Source organism: Bradyrhizobium liaoningense (genome assembly GCF_018130955.1).
Classification (GTDB): Bacteria; Pseudomonadota; Alphaproteobacteria; order Rhizobiales; family Xanthobacteraceae; genus Bradyrhizobium; species Bradyrhizobium liaoningense_C.
On record NZ_JAFCJM010000042.1, the window covers coordinates 12,359 to 30,805 of the forward strand.

Sequence of the window (18,447 nt, forward strand, 5' to 3'; positions counted from 1 at the left end):
CCGGTCTCTGGCCGCGCAGGCCATGATCTGGGTCAACGAGGCCTCGGCTAAGGCAGCTATCAGTCCAAGACTGCATCTCTGCCGGCCTGCCCATGAAGCCCGACCTTTCACGCCCGCAACTGAAGATACGACGCGTCCACCTCGACACCGGCCGCGAGAACGTCATCGTCATCTCCCGGCAGTCGACGGCGCTGCGCGCCGACATTTTTCGCGGTTTCAGCCGGGTCGAGCTCCGCAGCGACTCCCGGACGCTGCTCGCGACGCTGCTGATCACCGACGACAACGCGCTGGTCGGCCCCGACGAGATCGGCCTGTCCGAGCCCGCCTTCCGCCGCTTCGCCCAGCCGGCCGGCAGTCTCGTCACGGTGACGCCGGCGTCGGCGCCGGAGAGCATGGAGGCGGTGCGTGCAAAAATCCGCGGGCAGACCTTGAGCCGCGCCGAGATCGGTGCCGTCATCGACGACCTCGCCCATTATCGCTACTCCGACATGGAGATTGCGGCCTTCCTGATCGGCTCGGCGAGCTTCATCACGTCCGACGAGCTGTTGGCGCTGACCGGCGCAATGGCAGAGGCCGGCACCCAACTGAAATGGCCGGAGCAGATCGTCGTCGACAAGCACTGCATCGGCGGCATCCCCGGCAACCGCACCTCGATGATCGTGGTGCCGATCGTTGCCGCCCACGGCCTGACCATCCCGAAGACGTCCTCCCGCGCCATCACCTCGCCCGCCGGCACGGCCGATACGATGGAGGTGCTGGCGCGCGTCAATATCGGCGTCGAGGAGATGAAGACGATCGTCGCGGCCTGCAATGGCTGCCTGATCTGGGGCGGACATGTGAATTTGTCGCCGGCCGACGATATCCTGATCTCGGTTGAGCGTCCGCTGAGCCTCGACACGCGCGAGCAGATGGTCGCCTCGATCATGTCGAAGAAGATCGCGGCGGGCTCGACGCACCTGCTGATCGACATCCCGGTCGGCCCCACCGCCAAGGTGACGAAGGCGACGGACGCGATGCGGTTGCGAAAGCTGTTCGAATTCGTCGGCGACCGTTTTGGCCGCACCGTCGAGGTGATCACGACTGATGGAAGCGAGCCGATCGGCAACGGCATCGGCCCGGTGCTGGAAGCGAATGACGTGATGGCGGTGCTCGGCAACGAGCCGGAGGCGCCGCGCGACCTGCGTGAAAAATCGCTGCGGCTCGCCGCGCATCTTCTGGACTACGATCCCAAACTGCGCGGCGGCACCGGCTACGCGCGCGCCCGCGAGCTGCTGGAAAGCGGCGCGGCACTGAAGCAGATGCAGAAGATCATCGACGCGCAGGGCCCGTCGAAATGCGCGACCGAACTCGGCCATCTCTCCTTCGACGTCAAGGCGTCACGCGACGGCGTGGTGTCGGCGATCGACTGTTTGCGGCTGAACCGCCTCGCCCGCACCGCCGGTGCGCCGCTCGACAAGGGCGCCGGCATCCGCCTGTTCAAGAAGATCGGCGACCGCGTCGAGCAGGGCGAGCCGCTGTACCGCGTCTACACGTTCGACCAGCCGGAGCACGACCTCGCGGCAGGCGCGACGGCCGCCGACAACGGCTATGCCATCAACGGCCATGAGGCCTCGCAGAGCAAGACGGTGTCGTGAACATGGTGGCCTTTCAGAGCCTGCCGTCCGGCAGTGGCGCCGCCAGGCGATTGGCGGCGCGGCTCGGGCTTCCCTGCCATGAGATTGGCCTCCACCACTTCCCCGACGCGGAGCTGCGCGTGACCGTCGGCCCTGCGGCTGCTACCACGATCCTCCATGCATCGCTCGACCAGCCCAATGAGAAGCTGATCGCCCTGCTGTTTGCCGCAGAAGCGCTGCAACGCAATGGCGCGAAGCGGCTGGTCCTGGTGGCGCCCTATCTCTGCTACATGCGCCAGGATATCGCGTTTCACGCCGGCGAAGCCGTCAGCCAGCACGCCATCGGGCGCCTGCTTGCGACGAACTTCGATCGCATCATCACGGTCGATGCGCACCTGCATCGCACGCCGGACATTGCCTCCGTATTTCCCGGAATCGAGGCAGAGAACCTGTCCGCGATGCCGGCGATGGCGGACGCGCTGGCGGAGGCCGGCATCGATCCCGCCACGATCGTAATCGGCCCCGACGTGGAATCCGAGCCCTGGGTCCGCGATCTCGCCGGCCGGCTCGGGCTGCAGCACACGGTGGCGCGCAAGACGCGGCGCAGCGATCGTTCGGTAGACATCGCATTCGCCGATCCAGGCCTGCTCGCCGGACGGCCGGCGCTGCTGGTCGACGATATCGTCTCCTCGGGCGGAACGCTGACGGTCGCCGCGAAGGCGTTGAAGGCGATCGGCGCGGCGAGCGTCGATGCCGTCGTGACGCACGCGCTGTTTCCACCTGAGATGACGGCACGTCTCGCGGACGCCGGCATCCGCTCGATCCGTTCGACAGACGGCGTGCCGCATCCAACGAATGCGATCGCGCTCGACACGATCCTTGCCGCCGCGCTGACGCGCGAACTGACTGCAGCCGATCCGCTGGAGAAGACGCCATGAGCGTGACCGTTCAATTTTGCGGCGCCGCCCGTACCGTGACCGGCTCGAGCTATCTGTTCCAGACCGCGCGCGGCCGCATCCTTGTCGATTGCGGCCTGTTCCAGGGGCAGAAGACGCTCAAGGAGCTCAATTACGGCACCTTCCCGTTCCGTCCCGCCGATATCGACGCGGTGCTGCTGACGCATGCGCATATCGACCACAGCGGACTATTGCCAAAACTGGTGCGCGGTGGGTTCGACGGCCCGATCTTCGCCACCCGCGGCACCATCGATCTCTGCTCCTACATGCTGCCGGATGCCGGCAGCATTCAGGAATCGGAAGTCGCCGCGCTGAACCGCCGCAATGCGGCGCGCGGGCGCAAGGACGTCACACCGATCTACACGCGGGCCGACGCGGTCGCCGCGCTGCAATCGTTTCGCCCGGTCGCGTATGAAAGCTGGGTCGAGGTCATCAAAGGCGTCCGCGCGCGCTACTGGAACGCCGGGCATCTCCTGGGCTCCGCCTCGATCGAGCTCGAATTCGCCGAGGCGAACGGCGCGCGGCCGCTGCGCGTGCTGGTCTCCGGCGACGTCGGCCCGGAGGCAAAGCTGCTGCAGCCCGATCCAGAGGCACCGTCGGATCTCGACTACGTCATCTCGGAAGCCACCTATGGCGACCGCGTCCGCGCCGTCACCACGCCGGAGCAGCGCCGGCAGCATCTCGCCGGTGAGGTTCGCGATGCGGCCGCCGCCAAAGGCGCCCTGCTGATCCCCGCCTTCGCCGTCGAGCGGACGCAAGAGCTGATCGTCGACCTCGTCGACCTCATGGAGCGCGGCGAGGTTCCGGCAGCGCCGATCTTCCTGGACTCGCCGCTCGCCATCCACGCCACCGAAGTGTTTCGCGAGCACGCGACGAGCCTCGATCCGACCGTCGACGTCAGCCGCCTCCTCAATTCCCCGCATCTCAAATTCACCGAGACGGTGGACGAGAGCAAGGCGATCATGCGGCTGACCGGCTTTCACATCGTCATCGCCGCGAGCGGCATGTGCGATGCCGGGCGCATCCGCCATCATCTCAAGCGCTGGCTGTGGAACGAGCGCGCCACCGTCCTGCTCGCGGGCTATCAGGCCAACGGCACGCTCGGCCGTTTCCTCCAGAACGGCGCCAAAGCGGTGCGGATCCAGGGCGAGGAGATCAGGGTCGCCGCGCGCATCCGCATGATCGACGACTATTCGGGACATGCCGACGGCGCCGGCATGGCGCACTGGATCGCCGCGCGCCGCCCGATCGCGCGCGGGCTGTTCCTGGTGCATGGCGAGGAAGAGGCGATCGCGGGTCTCGCCGAGCGCGTCGGCGAGCGCATCATTCCCGCGGCCAAGATCTACCAGCCGGTGCTCGACGATATCTATGAGCTCTCGACGGCCGAGCCGCGTGTGCTCGACGTCGACCATCGGCGCCGGCTGGAGCCGGAAGCGGTGACCCAGCTCGACTGGCACAACGAGATGTCGGAGCTGATGCTCGACATCAACGACAAGATCGGCACTGCGGCCGACGACCGCGCCCGCGGCGTCATCATCCGCCGGCTGCGGCGGGCGCTGGACGACGGCGGATAGCTGGCTGCTCCCATCCAGAGCCACGCTCGCAATGATGGCAAGTACGCGATAGCATCGCTCCATCAACTCGCCTCCTGGGGGAACGCGGATGGAAGTCGTCGGCCTCGTCCTTCCGGTGTTCGCGATCATCGTCACCGGCTGGCTCGCCGGGTCGCTCGGCTATCTCTCCCGCTCACTCGCGACCGGGCTGATCCATTTTGCCTATAACGTGGCGATGCCGGCACTGTTGATCGTCACCATCGCGCAGGAGCCGGCCCGCAATCTCCTGGAATGGCGTTTTCTGTTCGCATTCGGAGGCGGCTCCGTCATCTGCTTCGCGCTGGTCTTCCTGGTAGTTCGCGCCGGCGGAAAGCACGATCTTGCCTCCAGCACGATGTATGGAATGACCGCGGCGATGACCAATACCGGCTTCGTGGCGCTGCCGATCCTGCATGCCATCTACGGCCAGCCCGCCGTCTTGCCCGCGGCGGTCGCGACGGTGTTCGTGGCGGCCGTGATGTTTCCGATCACGGTCGTCCTTTTGGAAAGGCACGGCGCGCGCGAGCCGTCCGCACCTTCCAACGGGCTGGTGACGCAGATCCTGCTCAATCCGATGGTGCTGTCGACGCTCATCGGTCTGGCATGGGCGATCGTTGGCTTGCCGATTCCGGCGCCGGTTGCGGCCTATCTCAACATCATCGCGGGTGCGCTCACGCCCTGCGCGCTGTTTGCCATCGGGCTCGGCCTGTCGGTCGAGGGCCTGCGGGCGCACCTCTCGGCATCGATCGCGCTTTCGGCCGTGAAGCTCGTGATCATGCCGCTGATCGTCTATGGGCTTTGTCTGATCTCAGGCCTCAATCCCCTTTACACGGTCGCCGCCGTCATCTGCGCCGCCGTGCCGACGGCAAAAACCGTCTACGTGCTGGCCCACGAGCACAAGGTCGAGGAGCCGCTGGTCGCGGCCACGGTGTCGATGACGACGGTCTTGTCGGTGGGGACACTTTTGGTCGCGCTGTACCTCCTGTCCGGACTTGTGCCGGACGCGCGTTGAGCGCGACGCGCAAGGCTCAGCACACTGCATAGCTGACCTACTGCGACGCCCGGCCCCGCACGCTTTACCACCCGGCAGATTCCTGATCCTCTCTCCATCAATCGGCCGGACCAACCGGCCTGCCTCAGGGAGAGAGACGCCATGAAGCTCGGCACTGCGATAGCGGAAATCATGCGGCGCGAGGGGATCGAGATCCTCTGCGGCTATCCCGTCAACCACCTGATCGAGCACGCGGCCAAGGCCGAGATCCGCCCCGTGATGGTGCGGCAGGAACGCGTCGGCATTCACATGGCGGACGCGATCTCCCGCGTCACTTCGGGCCGCTCGATCGGCGCCTTCTGCATGCAGCATGGGCCCGGCGCCGAGAACGCCATGGGCGGCGTCGCGCAATGCTTTGGCGAATCCGTACCGGTGCTGGTGCTGCCGATGGGCTATCAGAGGCGGCTTTCGCATATCGAACCGAACTTCAACTCCTCTGACGCGATGAAGCCGTTCTCGAAATCGTCCGAGCCGATCATTCTGGCCGCTGAGGTCGCCAACATTTTCCGTCGCGCATTCACCAAGCTGAAGAACGGCCGCGGCGGTCCCGTGATCGTCGAGATCCCCGCCGACATGTGGAACGAGGAGGTGCCGGAGCCGCTCACCTACACGCCGGTGCTGCGCACCCGCTACGGGGCTGATCCCGTTCACGTAAAGGAAGCCGCTGCCCTGCTCGTCAACGCAAAGCGTCCCGTGATCTATGCCGGCCAGGGCGTGCATTACGCGCAGGCGTGGGCGCAACTGAGGCGGCTCGCCGAACTTCTCGCTATCCCCGTCACCACCAGCTTAGGCGGCAAATCGTCCTTCCCCGAGACGCACCCGCTCTCGCTCGGGTCGGGCGGGCTTGCGGTACCGCGCGCGGTGCCAAAATTCCTCGCCGAAGCCGACGTCATCTTCGGCATCGGCTGCTCCTTCACCGAGACCAGCTTTGGCATCGCGATGCCGAAGGGCAAGACCATCATCCATTCCACGCTCGATCCGAACCATCTCAACAAGGACGTGGAAGCGAAGATCGGCCTCGTCGGCGACGCCGGCCTCGTGCTCGACGCGCTGCTGGAGGAAATCGGCAAGGCCGTCACCGTGAACCGCGACGCGTCAGCGGTTGCGGCCGAGATCGCCGCCTCGCACAAGGAGTGGCTGGCGAAGTGGATGCCAAAGCTCACCAGCAACGACGCCCCGCTCAATCCCTACCGCGTGCTCTGGGATCTCCAGCACACCGTCGACATCCACAACACCATCATCACGCATGATGCCGGCAGCCCGCGCGACCAGCTCTCGCCGTTCTGGAAGGCGGTCGAGCCGCTCTCCTATCTCGGCTGGGGAAAGACGACCCAGCTCGGCTACGGCCTTGGGCTCGCGATGGGAGCAAAACTCGCAAAGCCCGACAAGCTTTGCATCAACGTCTGGGGCGATGCCGCGATCGGCTTCACCGGCATGGACTTCGAGACCGCGGTGCGCGAGCGCATTCCGATCATGTCGATCCTGCTCAACAACTTTTCGATGGCGATCGAGCTGAAGGTGATGCCGATCTCGACCGAAAAGTACCGCTCCACGGATATTTCCGGCGACTATGCCGCCATGGCGCGCGCTTTCGGCGGCCACGGCGAGCGCGTCACAAGGCCGGAGGACATCGTCCCGGCGATCAAGCGCGGCATCCAGAAGACCAAGGAAGGCGTGCCGGTCTTGCTCGAATTCATTACCAGCAAGGAGACGGAGGTATCGCGGCCCGGCACCTGAGCACTCCATTTCGTCATTCCGGGCTGGTGCGCCAGCACCAGACCCGGAACCTCGAGATTCCGGGTTCGATGCTGGCGCATCGCCCCGCAATGACGAGCCAAATCGGGAGGATCAGACCCTAGCCCTGCAGCCTCTGCGGTGGAATAATCCGGCTTTCAGCGATTGGGCCCGGCCCCTCCAGGCGCCGGGCCACTTGGATTTTCGGGAATGACCGCCCTTCCGCAGGACGTGGTGGCCGAGCTCAAAGCCAGGATTGCCGAGCTCGAGCAGAAATTGCAGGCGAGTGCCGCGGAGCGCGACCAGGCGCTCGCCGGCCGGGCCGTTGCGGAGGAAGAGGCTGCGCGGCTGCGCGGCACCCTGGATGTCTGGCGCGACCGCCGCAACGCCAGTGCGGAAATCCTGCGCGCCATCGCCGAAGCGCCGGGCGACGCCAAGCGCACCCTTTACCGGATCGCCGAAACCTCGGCCCGCCTGTTCGGCGCGCCGAGCGCGGCCATCCATGTCGCCGAGGGCGACGGCTGGGCCGAGATCATCCGTGTCGGCGAGAGTTCGCAGCGCATCGGCGCGGGCGTTCCGGAGACGCAGCTCAAGATCGGCGGACGCAACATGCCCGGCGTGATCGTGGCCGAAAACCGCCAGGTTCACGTGCCCGACCTCGACAATGTCGATCCCGCGATCGCTGACTGGCCCGGCCTGCCCTTCGCGCGTGCCGGCGGCACCCGGTCGATGTCGGGCTCGCCGCTGCGCCGCGAGGGCAAGGCGATCGGCGCGCTCATCGTCTACCGCGACCGCCTTGCGCCATTCACCGACGAGGAAATGGCGCTCCAGCAGATCTTCGCCGATCAGGCCGCGATTGCGATCGAGAACGCGCGGCTGCTCACCGCAACACGCGAGGCGCTGGAGCGGCAGACCGCGTCGTCCGAAATTCTTCGGGTTATCAGCCAGTCGCCGACTGACGTGCAGCCGGTGTTCGACGCCATCAACCTCACTGCGGTTCGCCTGCTCGGCTGCGATCTCGGCTTCGTGCTGCGCTGCGACGGCAACACTTATTCGCCTGTCGCAGCTGCCAATCGCGACGGACCGCTGGCCGAGCTCGGCCCGGCCAACCTGCCGATCGACCCCGCCGCCAACTTCCCCTCGCGAGCCATCCTGAGCAAGGAGGTGCTGCATCTGCCGGACTGGTCGAAGATCGACCTGCCGGAGCATGAGCGCAATATTCGCGACATGTTCGGCGTCAACTCCTCGCTCTTTCTGCCGCTCTTGCGCGGCGGGGAATGCATCGGCCTACTCGCACTGGCCGGCAGCCGCCTTGGCAAGCTTACCGAGAACGAAATCGCGCTCGCTGAATCCTTCCGTGACCAGGCCCTCATCGCGATCGAGAACACGCGGCTGTTCAACGAGACGAAGGAGGCACTGGAGCGGCAGACGGCGACCGCCGACATCCTGAAGGTGATCGCGAGTTCGCCTTCCGACGTGCAGCCTGTTTTTGACGCGATTCTGGCTCGGGCGCTGCACCTCTGCGAGGCGGCATTCGGATTTCTGACCATCTATGACGGCCAACGATACGCGTTCGCGGCGCAGTGCGGCGTGCCGCCCGCACTCGCCGAACATTTCCGAGCAGGCATGAATCAACCTCGGCCTGGAGATGCACATCAGCGCCTGATAGACGGCGAGGACATCGTTCACAATCTCGATCAGAAAGACGAGGACGCCTATCGGGCAGGCAATCCGTTACGCCGCGCCGTCGTAGAGCTCGGAGGCGCGCGGTCCGCACTGGTGGTCGCCCTTCGCAGGAACGGATCGCTGCGCGGCGCTATCACGATCTACCGCAAGGAGGTCAAGCCGTTCCATGCGTCTCAGATCGCGTTGTTGCGGCATTTCGCCGACCAGGCCGTGATCGCGATCGAGAATGTCCGGCTGTTCGACGAGGTGCAGGCCAGGACGCGCGAGCAGGAAGAGGCGTTGCGGCAGCAGACCGCCGTGGGAGACGTACTGAAGACCATCAGCCGCTCGACCTTCGACCTGCAATCGGTGCTCGACACGCTGGTGCAGAGCGCGGCGCGGCTGTGCGATGCCGAGATGGCATTCATCATGCGCCGGGAGGGCGACGAGTATCGCGCAGGCGCGGCGGTCGGCTACACGCAAGCCTATATCGACTTCCTCAAGGGCCATCCGCTGACGGTCGACCGCGGCACGATCACGGGTCGGGCCGTGCTGGAGAAGCGCCCGGTGCAGATCCTGGATGTCGCGACGGATCCCGAATACACCTTGCGGGAATCGATCTCGCTGGCGCAACAGCACACCGCACTTGCGGTTCCACTGTTGCGCGAGAACGAGCCGATCGGCACCATCGTGCTTGCCCGCCAGCGCGTCGAGGCGTTCACGCAGAAGCAGATCGACCTCGTGGCCACCTTCGCCGACCAGGCCGTGATCGCGATCGGCAATGTACGGCTGTTCGAGGAAATTCAGGCCAAGACGCGGGACCTTTCCGAGGCGCTGCAGCAGCAGACTGCGACCGGCGACGTGCTGAGGGTGATTGCATCCACGCCAACCGACGTCGAGCCGGCCCTCCAGGCCATCGTCGAAAGCGCTTGTGCATTTTGCAGTGCCAACGATGCCAGCGTGCTGCTCAGGATCGGCAACGATTTGCATTTCAGCGCCCATCACGGCCCGATACGGTCGGGTGGACAGCCACGCCCAATCAGCAGGGAGTGGGTCGTCGGCCGCTCGGTCGTCGACAAGGTCCCAGTGCAGGTGCCCGACTTTCAGGCTCCCGAGGCAGCCGTGTTTCCTGAGGGACAACGGCTGTCGCGCGAACAGGGCCACCGCTGCACGCTCAGCGTACCTCTCTTGCGCGAGGGAGAGGCCATCGGCGCGATCGCAATGCGTCGCCTCGAACCAGTTGCCTTCAGCGACAAGCAGGTTGCCCTGCTACAGACCTTCGCCGACCAGGCGGTGATCGCCATCGGCAATGTCCGACTGTTCGAGGAGGTGCAGGCCAAGACGCGCGATCTCACTGAATCCCTGCAATTCCAGACCGCGTCTTCGGAGGTTCTGAAGGTCATCAGCCGCTCGCCCGATGCCTTGCAGCCGGTGCTCGATGCGATCGTGCAGACATCGCGCGAACTATGCGGTTCGGATGCCGCTACGATCCTGCTGTTCCGTGACGGCATGGCCCATTTCGCTGCCCTCAGCGGCGATGTGCCGAAACATGTCGAATATTTGCGCGCCAATCCCGGGGCGATCGACGAACCGTACAGCCTGTTCGAGCGTCTGACCCGGGAGAAGCGGACGCTTCACTACCCCAACGTCATGGATGATCCGGACTTGTCGCGGAATACGCGTGCGGCTCTCGGCGGGCCGCGCGCCTTGCTGGTGGCGCCCCTGCTGCGCGACGGCGAATCCCTCGGCGCCATCGTGCTCCGCCAATCGCACCACAAACCTTTTACGCAGCGTCAAATCCAGGCCATCGAGGTATTCGCCGACCAGGCGGTGATCGCCATCGGCAATGTCCGCCTGTTTGAGGAGGTGCAGGCCAAGACGCGCGATCTCACCGAGGCTTTGCAGCAGCAGACTGCAACCGCGGAAGTGCTCAAGGTGATCAGCCGCTCAACCTTCGACTTGCAGAAAGTGTTTGACACGCTGACGGAGTCAGCGTGTCGCCTGTGCGAAGCCTATGACACCGTACTCTTCCTGCGAGCAGGTGAATTCCTCCGCGTCGGCGCTCACTATGGCCCGATCCCGATTGATTTCGCCCAATCTCCGGTATCGAGGGCTTGGGTTACCGGACGTTCCGTGGTCGATCGCAAGCCGATCCACATCGACGACCTGCAAGCCGAGGAGGTCGAGTTTCCCCTCGGATGCGAGATGGCGCGACGCATGGGACACCGGACAATTTTCGCCGTACCTCTCATGCGAGAGCAGGAGGTCATCGGGTCGCTCGTGGTTCGTCGGACCGAAGTGCGCTCATTTACCGAGCAGCAAATCGCGCTTGTTTCGACGTTCGCCGACCAGGCCGTGATCGCGATCGAGAATGTTCGCCTGTTCGAAGAGGTTCAGGCACGAACCCAGGAACTTGCGAAGTCTCTTGATGAATTGCGCACCGCGCAGGACCGCCTGATTCAGACCGAAAAGCTCGCCTCCCTCGGCCAGCTCACCGCCGGCATCGCGCATGAGATCAAGAACCCCCTTAACTTCGTCAACAACTTTGCCGCGCTGTCGGCCGAGCTGACGGGGGAGCTGAACGATCTGCTCGCCACGTCAAAGCTCGCCGACGACATCCGCGGCGAAGTCGACGAGCTGACCGGGCTGTTGAAGAACAATCTCGAAAAGGTCGTTCAGCACGGCAAGCGCGCCGATTCCATCGTCAAGAACATGCTGCTGCATTCGCGCGAGGGCAGCGGTGAGCACCGGCCGACCGATATCAACGCACTGGTCGAGGAGAGCCTCAACCTCGCCTATCACGGCGCCCGCGCCGAAAAGCCGCAATTCAACGTCATGATCACGCGCGAGCTCGACCCCGAGGCCGGCATCGTCGAAGCATTCCCGCAGGAGATCACGCGGGTCCTCTTGAACCTGATCTCAAACGGATTCTACGCCGTGGCGAAGCGAAAGGCCGAGACCGCTGCAGGCTATGCGCCCGTCGTGATCGCCAGCACGCAGGCCCGCGGCGAGCATGTCGAAATCCGCATTCGCGACAATGGCATCGGCATTCCGCCTGAGGTCAAGGAGAAGATGTTCAACCCCTTCTTCACGACCAAGCCGGCCGGCGAAGGTACCGGTTTGGGCCTATCCATGAGCCACGACATCATCGTGAAACAGCACGGTGGTACAATAGACGTCGATACTTGTCCGGGCGAGTTTACCGAGTTCACGATCCGATTGCCGCGCAAAAGCAATTTTTCAAACAGGACTTGAGGTTAGCCGTGACTGTGATGGTTCTCGTGGTGGATGACGAGCCCGATGTCGAGGCCCTGTTCCGACAGCAATTTCGCCGCGATCTTCGCGCTCAGCGCTTTGTGATGGATTTTGCCAATTCGGCCGCGGACGCCTTGACCCGTGTCGCCAACAATATCGGGCAGTCGCTGATTTTGATCCTCTCCGACATCAACATGCCCGGCATGACCGGCCTCGAGATGCTGCCGAGGGTGAAGGAGATCCGGCCCGAGGTGCCCGTGATCATGATCACCGCCTATGGTGACGCCGACACCAAGCGCAAGGCGCTGGAAAGCGGTGCGACCGGGCTTTTGACCAAGCCGATCGACTTTGCGCTGCTGCGCGAGGAGATCGACGCCCGGCTCGCGCAAGCGGGATAGACGTGCGACGAGGAATGGATTTTGCGAAAGGGTCGACCGTCCTATGTCGCAATCCGCTCCACGACATCGCGCACCAGACCCACCAGGAGCTCGAGCTTGTAGCCCGTCATCGGCAGCGGCTTTGCGCCTGACGTCGCGAGCCGAGCGGCTTGCGCGATGATTTCCGCGGTCGCCGGCTTGCCCTGCAGCGCGGCCTCGCACGCCGTCAGCCGCAGCGGCACCGGGGCGATGCCGCCGGCGGCGATGTGAATGCGCTGGACAGTGCCAGTGGAGAGCACGGCGCGCGCGCAGACTTCGACCAGCGGCCACTCCGCATAGGTACGGCCGATGGCGCGCTTGTAGTCGGCGCGCTCGGCAACCACCGGCGCGGGAACCGCGATAGCATCGATCCTTTCGCCCGGCGCCAGCAAATGATCGGCCGCGCCGTTGCTGCCGTCGCCGAGCAGATCGGGGATCGACAACCCGCTGCGCCGGTCCGTCGTAACGGTCGCGTCATAGGCGAGCAGCGCCATCGCCATGGTCGAGGGATGCGGTGCCACGCAAGGGCCGATATCGAAGGCCGCGTGGTAAAGATGATTGCCCGATCGCGCCGGGCAGTCGGAGCCGCCCTTCTTGAGACAGTCGATCTGCGGATTGCGAAAGTACCAGCAGCGCGAACGCTGGGCGAGGTTGCCGCCGAGCGTCGCCATCTGCCGGATCTGCGGCGTAGCGAGGCCTTGCGCCGCCGCGGCGATGCCGGGATAGGCCTCGCGGATGCGCGCATCGGCTGCGATCGCCGCGATCGTGGTGAAGGCGCCGATGCGGCCCGAGCCGTCCGCTGTCCAGTCGATCCCGATCGTGCCCGATGTCACTGCGAGATCGACGATAGGCCCGCGGGACACCCCGCTGCGCCGGCGCTCCGAGATATCCGTGCCGGCCGCCCGGAATTCGGGCGCGGCATTTTCTGTTCCGGCTGCCATGGCGCTCATGCCGCGGTCCTCCCCTTGAGGGCCGCGACGATGCGGTCGGGCCCGATCGGAATGTCGGTGAGGCGAACGCCGATCGCATCGAAGATCGCGTTGGCGACCGCGGGCGAGGTCGGCACCGTCGCCACCTCGCCGATGCCGACACTGCTGCCGAGCACGTGATCGAACCCGCGCTCGTCGAAATGCACGTCGATCTCGGGCGTATCGGCAATGCCCGGGATGCGATAATCCTCCATGCCTGAAGTGAGTACCTCACCGCTGACCGGATCGACCTCGCGCGCCTCGTAGAGCGCGTAGCCGAGCCCCTGGATGACAGCGCCGCAGGCCTGGCTGTGCGCGAGAAGGGGCGCCGCGATCTTCCCGACCGCGATCCCCGTGTGCACCTTGAGCACGCGCACGTGACCGAGCCAGGTGTCGACCTCGACTTCGATGACCTGCACCGAACTCGGCACGCCGGCGCCGATCACGATGTTGGAATTGCGGCGCATCATCCAGCCGAAGATGATTCCGAGAAGCCCGAGATCCCTGAGCGGCGAGCGGATGCCGGGCGCCGTGTTGGTGCCGTCCTCGCCACGCGTCTCCGTTATGGCGATGTCGCCTGCGCGCGCAATCAGCTCGCGCCACGGCGCATTCGAGCCGGGCGCGGGCTTGCGCGTGGCCTGCACAAGGATCGCGGCCTTCAGTTTCTCGATCGCCTGCAGCGTCGGCGGCAACACCGAGGCGGTGACGCGGCTGCCGCCGGAGCCGGGACCTTCCGGCAGCGAGGAGTCGCCGATGCGCACCTCGACCTCACCAGGCTCCAGATCGAATTCGCGCGCGAGCGTATCGGCGAGCACGCTGCGGGTGCCGGTTCCGATATCCTGCGTCGCAGTCGAGAGGACGATGCGGCCGCTCTTGACCGCAACCTCGACCTTCACCTTGGGCTGCCAGAGATAGAACCAGTAGCCGGTGGCAACGCCGACGCCACGGCGATACCGGCCGGTTTGCGCAGTCGTCCGGTTGCGCCGAGAGTCGCGCCAGGTATCGAGGCCGAGCGCCCAGTCATAGAGCCGCTGGCGGTTGGGATCCGGGTCCCAGCGCTTGCGCAAGGCAATCGGATCGGTCTCGAGGCGGATGGCAGCTTCGTCGACGGCCTGCTCCACCGCAAAAGCCATCGGCGGGCCGCCGGGTCCGCGGAACGCCGCACCCGGCGGCAGGTTGCTGATGACGTCGAAATCCGACAGCTCCTTGGCCTCGGCCGGATACATCAGCCGGGCCAGACCCGCGATCGTCGAGTTGATCGCAGCACCGGTGTCGGCATGGGCGATGACCGACATCGCCTTCAGTCCGCCGTCCGCGTCGGGAAGCAGCGCGACCTTCACCTCGGCCGCCGGCCGATAGCCGGCAACCGACAATTCCTCGCGGCGATCGTAGACGACCCGAACCGGCGCATTGGCCGCGCGCGCGAGCTCGACGGCTGCGATGGTCTCGGCTCCGAGGCTCGCCTTCGAGCCAAATCCGCCGCCGACATGGTCGGCGATGACGCGAATATTTGCAGGATCAAGCTTGTACCGCTTTGCGATCTGGTCCTTCAGATGGACCACCCATTGCGACGAGGCGTGCACGGTCAGCTTGTCGCCATCGAAGCGCGCCACCGCCGCATGCGGTTCGAGACAGGTATGCTGCTGCGTGCCGGTGCGGAACGTCCCTTCGACCAGCAGTGCGTTGCCGCCCTCTCGCGCCTCGTTCACCCAGTTGCGCGCCTTCTTGGCGCGCCTGGCAAACACCGAGGTCGGGCCGCGAACGTTTCCCTTCCACGGCGCAGGCCCTCCGGCCGCTTCCGAGACGTTGCCCGCCTTCTTGCGGCTCGATCGATCGAACACCACGGGCGCATCGCCCTTCCGCGCGGCATCGAGCCCGATCGCCGCCGGCAGCTTTTCGCTGATGACCTTGATCGCCGCGAGCGCGGCGAGCGCGCTTCGGTGGTCCTTCGCCGCGACCGCGGCTATCGGCTCGCCGACATAGCGCACGATGCGATCCTCGGACAGCAGCGACACTGCAGTGACCCCCGGCAGCGCACGCGCGGGCGCCAGATCGAGCGCGGTGACACGCGCATGGGCATGCTGCGAACGCAGGATCACGCCTTCGAGCTGGCCGTCATGCCTGACGTCGACGGTGTACCGGGCCGCGCCCGTCACCTTGTCGCGCGCCTCGATGCGCGGACTTGCGAAATTGTCGCCGTCGAAGCGGCCGGCACAGGCGTCCGCCACCGCGCGGAAGATCGCCTCATAGGCGCCGCAGCGGCAGAGATGGCCCGACAGCGCCGCGCCGATTTCCTCGCGCGAGGGCAGCGTCGTCCCATTTGCCGCGCGCCAGCGATCGCAGAATGCGGCGGCCTCCACGATGAATCCCGGCGTGCAGAAGCCGCATTGCAGGGCATCATGCGCCATGAACGCCTTCTGCACCGGATGCAGATCCTTGTCTCCGATACCCTCCACCGTCGTCACGGATTTGCCGGCAACCGCATGCGCCGGCATCAGGCAGCTCGTGACCGGCACGCCGTCGACCAACACCGTGCAGGCGCCGCAGATGCCGCCTCCGCAGACCAGCTTGGTGCCGGTGAGACCGAGCCGATCGCGCACGACGTCAATGAGCAGCGCGTCCGCGTCGTCGGGCAGGTTTTCGACACGGCCGTTGATGGTCATCGTGCTCATGGACGTACTCCCGCTTTGCTACGTGACGGTCTCGACTTGCTCTTGCCTGACTTGCTCGCGGACGGCTCCTGCGATTTTGGCACGACGCCGGCGCAGAGCGTCCGCACCATCAGCGCCATGTCCTTCAGGAACGCATCGACCGGCTGCATCGCCGGGTGCTGCGACTTCGATCCGTGCACCGCCATTTCGACAAGCCGCGCGAATTCGGTCGGCGACAGGCCTTGCGGCAGCGCAAGCTTCTGCTTGCGCGCGATCCGCGCAATCGTCGCGACCAGCCGCTCCGCGTAAACGGCCGAATATTTCTGGTAGAGGTCGCGCCCATGCACGACGTGCTCTGAATACAATTCCTCGATATGCGGCGAGCCGTCGAAGGAGGCGATCATGGCCTGCATCCGCGCCGTCATGCCGGCCACGAGAATATCGGCGAAGCCAGAGCCCGCCGTCTCCACCTCGCTGATCGCAGCCTCCTCGGCCGCGATGGCAGTCTCGTGCACGCGCGCGATCACGGCGCGGAACAGCGCTTCCTTGGATTCGAAATGATGATAGAGCGCCTGCCGCGTCAGGCCGGCGGCCTCGGCAACCTGCTCGATCGAGGAGCGGCGGAAGCCATGACGGCGGAACACGAGCATGGTTGCATCGAGAATGCGCGTTTTCGGTCCCATTTGTCGCTTTTGACATAATGCGAAGAATTGTCAAATCGCGATTTGGTGAGGGGGCGTCGGTTGAGAACAGGCCTGGTTGTGCAATAGTCGTTCGACGACCGGGAGACCGGCATATCGCCGTCTCGTTGGGAAAGTCGCACGATGGGCGTCGTCAAATATCCGGTGTGGATCGTCCAGCGGCAGATGCGATCGCTCTCCGGCGTCGGCATCGTCCTCGGAGCCTTGTTCTTTGCGGCGGCGCTGACGCCGACGCTGGTGCCGCGGAGCTATCTCACGCAAGGCGCGCTTGCCGGCGCTTGTTTTGCGATCGGCTACGGGGCCGGCATCTTCTGGCGCTGGCTGTGGCATTACCTCGAACTGCCCGAGCCTTCCGAGCGGATACGGTCGACCGCCAATATGCTGATCGCCGGCGCCTGCCTGATCGTCGTCGTCATCTTTCTGTGGCGCGCGGCGGAATGGCAGAACTCGATCCGCGCCGTCATGAAGATGGAGCCGGTCGAGAGCGCCCATCCCTTCAAGGTTTGCGCGATCGCGCTGGTCAGTTTCGTCTTGCTTCTGGCGCTGGCGCGGCTGTTCAAGCTTGTGACCGGTTTCGTATCCGCGCGCATCCGGCGCTTCATTCCGAGGAAGATCGCGAACGTCCTCGGTGTTCTGCTGGCCACCCTGCTGTTCTGGTCGATCGCCAACAATCTCCTCATCCGCACGGCCTTCACGGCGCTCGATTCCTCGTTCCGCGAATTTGACGCTCTTCTCGAACCCGAACGGCCGCAGCCGACGGCTGCCGGAAAAACGGGAAGCACGGCATCCCTGGTGAGGTGGAATGAACTCGGTCGTGCCGGCCGCGAGTTCGTGGCCTCAGGTCCGACGGCAGGCGCGATCGGCGCGTTCACGGGGCGGCCGGCGCGAGAGCCGGTCCGTGTCTATGTGGGCTTGCGCGGCGCCGACACGGCGCGAGGGCGCGCAAAGCTCGCGCTCGAGGAGTTGAAGCGCCAGGGCGGATTCGAGCGCTCCACCCTCATCGTCATTACGCCGACCGGCACCGGCTGGATCGACCCCGCCGCGATGAACCCGGTCGAATATCTCCACGACGGCGACGTCGCGAGCGTTGCGGTGCAGTATTCCTATCTCAACAGCCCGCTGTCGCTGCTGTTTCAGCCCGAATATGGCGCCGAGGCCGCGCGCGCCCTGTTCGCGGAGATCTATAGCTATTGGACGACGCTGCCGAGGGACAAGCGCCCAAAACTGTATCTGCACGGGCTGAGCTTAGGTGCCATGAACTCGGAAAAGTCGGCAGAACTGTTCGAGACCATCGGCGATCCGATCGCCGGAGCCTTGTGGAGCGGGCCGCCCTTCGAAAGCCGCTTCTGGCGCTCGATCACCGCAAACCGCAACGAGGGCTCTCCGGCGTGGCTGCCCGAATTCCGCGACAGCCGCTTCGTGCGCTTCATGAACCAGAATGGGCCGACGGTTGCCGCCGATCACCCATGGGGAGCGATGCGCATCGTCTATCTGCAATACGCCAGCGACGCGATCACCTTCTTCGACTACCACGATGCGTATCGGCGCCCGGCCTGGCTGGACGCTCCGCGCGGGCCGGACGTGTCGCCGGAGCTGCGCTGGTATCCCGTCGTCACCATGCTTCAGCTTGCGCTCGACATGGCAGTCGCAACCGGCACGCCCATGGGTTTTGGCCACGTCTACGCGCCGGAGCATTATGTCGATGCTTGGGTGGCCGTCACGGATATCAGCCACTGGTCGCCCGAGGCGCTCGCAAGGCTCAAGGAGCATCTTGCGGCGGAGGCGCGAAGGGCAAGCGAGGGCAGCGCGAATGACAATCCCTATGACGACAGGGGAGGATAGAGG

11 protein-coding genes are annotated in these 18,447 nt (G+C 65.4%); 8 read left to right on the forward strand and 3 right to left on the reverse strand.

Annotated elements, in window-relative coordinates:
* Window positions 1-92 precede the first annotated feature (92 nt).
* The 7 genes from JQ632_RS27510 (at window position 93) to JQ632_RS27540 (ending at window position 12,264) form a co-directional block, all read left to right on the forward strand.
* On the forward strand, window positions 93-1,634 hold the full coding sequence (locus JQ632_RS27510; RefSeq protein ID WP_212405778.1) for a thymidine phosphorylase family protein: 1,542 nt from the start codon (window positions 93-95) through the stop codon (window positions 1,632-1,634).
* Window positions 1,631-2,551 (forward strand): ribose-phosphate pyrophosphokinase, encoded by a 921-nt coding sequence (locus JQ632_RS27515; protein WP_312015668.1) that lies wholly within the window; start codon window positions 1,631-1,633, stop codon window positions 2,549-2,551. The genes JQ632_RS27510 and JQ632_RS27515 overlap by 4 nt, the downstream gene beginning before the upstream one ends.
* Complete coding sequence (locus JQ632_RS27520) at window positions 2,548-4,143, forward strand: MBL fold metallo-hydrolase (RefSeq protein WP_212405779.1); 1,596 nt, start codon at window positions 2,548-2,550, stop codon at window positions 4,141-4,143. The genes JQ632_RS27515 and JQ632_RS27520 overlap by 4 nt, the downstream gene beginning before the upstream one ends.
* 88 nt (window positions 4,144-4,231) lie before the next feature.
* Window positions 4,232-5,173: an AEC family transporter gene (locus JQ632_RS27525; RefSeq protein ID WP_212405780.1), complete on the forward strand. Its 942-nt coding sequence runs from the start codon at window positions 4,232-4,234 to the stop codon at window positions 5,171-5,173.
* A 141-nt stretch (window positions 5,174-5,314) separates the two neighbouring features.
* Window positions 5,315-6,949, forward strand: a complete 1,635-nt coding sequence (locus tag JQ632_RS27530) for a thiamine pyrophosphate-requiring protein (protein ID WP_212405781.1) — start codon at window positions 5,315-5,317, stop codon at window positions 6,947-6,949.
* A gap of 207 nt (window positions 6,950-7,156) precedes the next feature.
* On the forward strand, window positions 7,157-11,866 hold the full coding sequence (locus JQ632_RS27535; protein WP_212405782.1) for a GAF domain-containing protein: 4,710 nt from the start codon (window positions 7,157-7,159) through the stop codon (window positions 11,864-11,866).
* 8 nt (window positions 11,867-11,874) lie between these two features.
* Complete coding sequence (locus JQ632_RS27540) at window positions 11,875-12,264, forward strand: response regulator (protein ID WP_212405783.1); 390 nt, start codon at window positions 11,875-11,877, stop codon at window positions 12,262-12,264.
* A gap of 41 nt (window positions 12,265-12,305) precedes the next feature.
* Here the strand turns inward: JQ632_RS27540 and JQ632_RS27545 are convergent, their stop codons facing one another.
* Genes JQ632_RS27545 through JQ632_RS27555 form a run of 3 tightly spaced genes read right to left on the reverse strand, consistent with a single transcriptional unit; the run spans window position 12,306 to window position 16,584 of the window.
* Window positions 12,306-13,232: a xanthine dehydrogenase family protein subunit M gene (locus JQ632_RS27545; protein WP_249152566.1), complete on the reverse strand. Its 927-nt coding sequence runs from the start codon at window positions 13,230-13,232 to the stop codon at window positions 12,306-12,308.
* On the reverse strand, window positions 13,229-15,922 hold the full coding sequence (locus JQ632_RS27550; RefSeq protein WP_212405784.1) for a molybdopterin-dependent oxidoreductase: 2,694 nt from the start codon (window positions 15,920-15,922) through the stop codon (window positions 13,229-13,231). Before JQ632_RS27550 ends, JQ632_RS27545 begins: the two co-directional genes overlap by 4 nt.
* Window positions 15,919-16,584: a TetR/AcrR family transcriptional regulator gene (locus JQ632_RS27555; protein WP_212405785.1), complete on the reverse strand. Its 666-nt coding sequence runs from the start codon at window positions 16,582-16,584 to the stop codon at window positions 15,919-15,921. Before JQ632_RS27555 ends, JQ632_RS27550 begins: the two co-directional genes overlap by 4 nt.
* A 141-nt stretch (window positions 16,585-16,725) precedes the next feature.
* Here JQ632_RS27555 and JQ632_RS27560 point away from each other — a divergent pair, with 141 nt between their 5' ends.
* Entirely contained in the window at window positions 16,726-18,444 is a 1,719-nt protein-coding gene (locus JQ632_RS27560; protein ID WP_212405786.1) for an alpha/beta-hydrolase family protein, read from the forward strand.
* Window positions 18,445-18,447 lie beyond the last annotated feature (3 nt).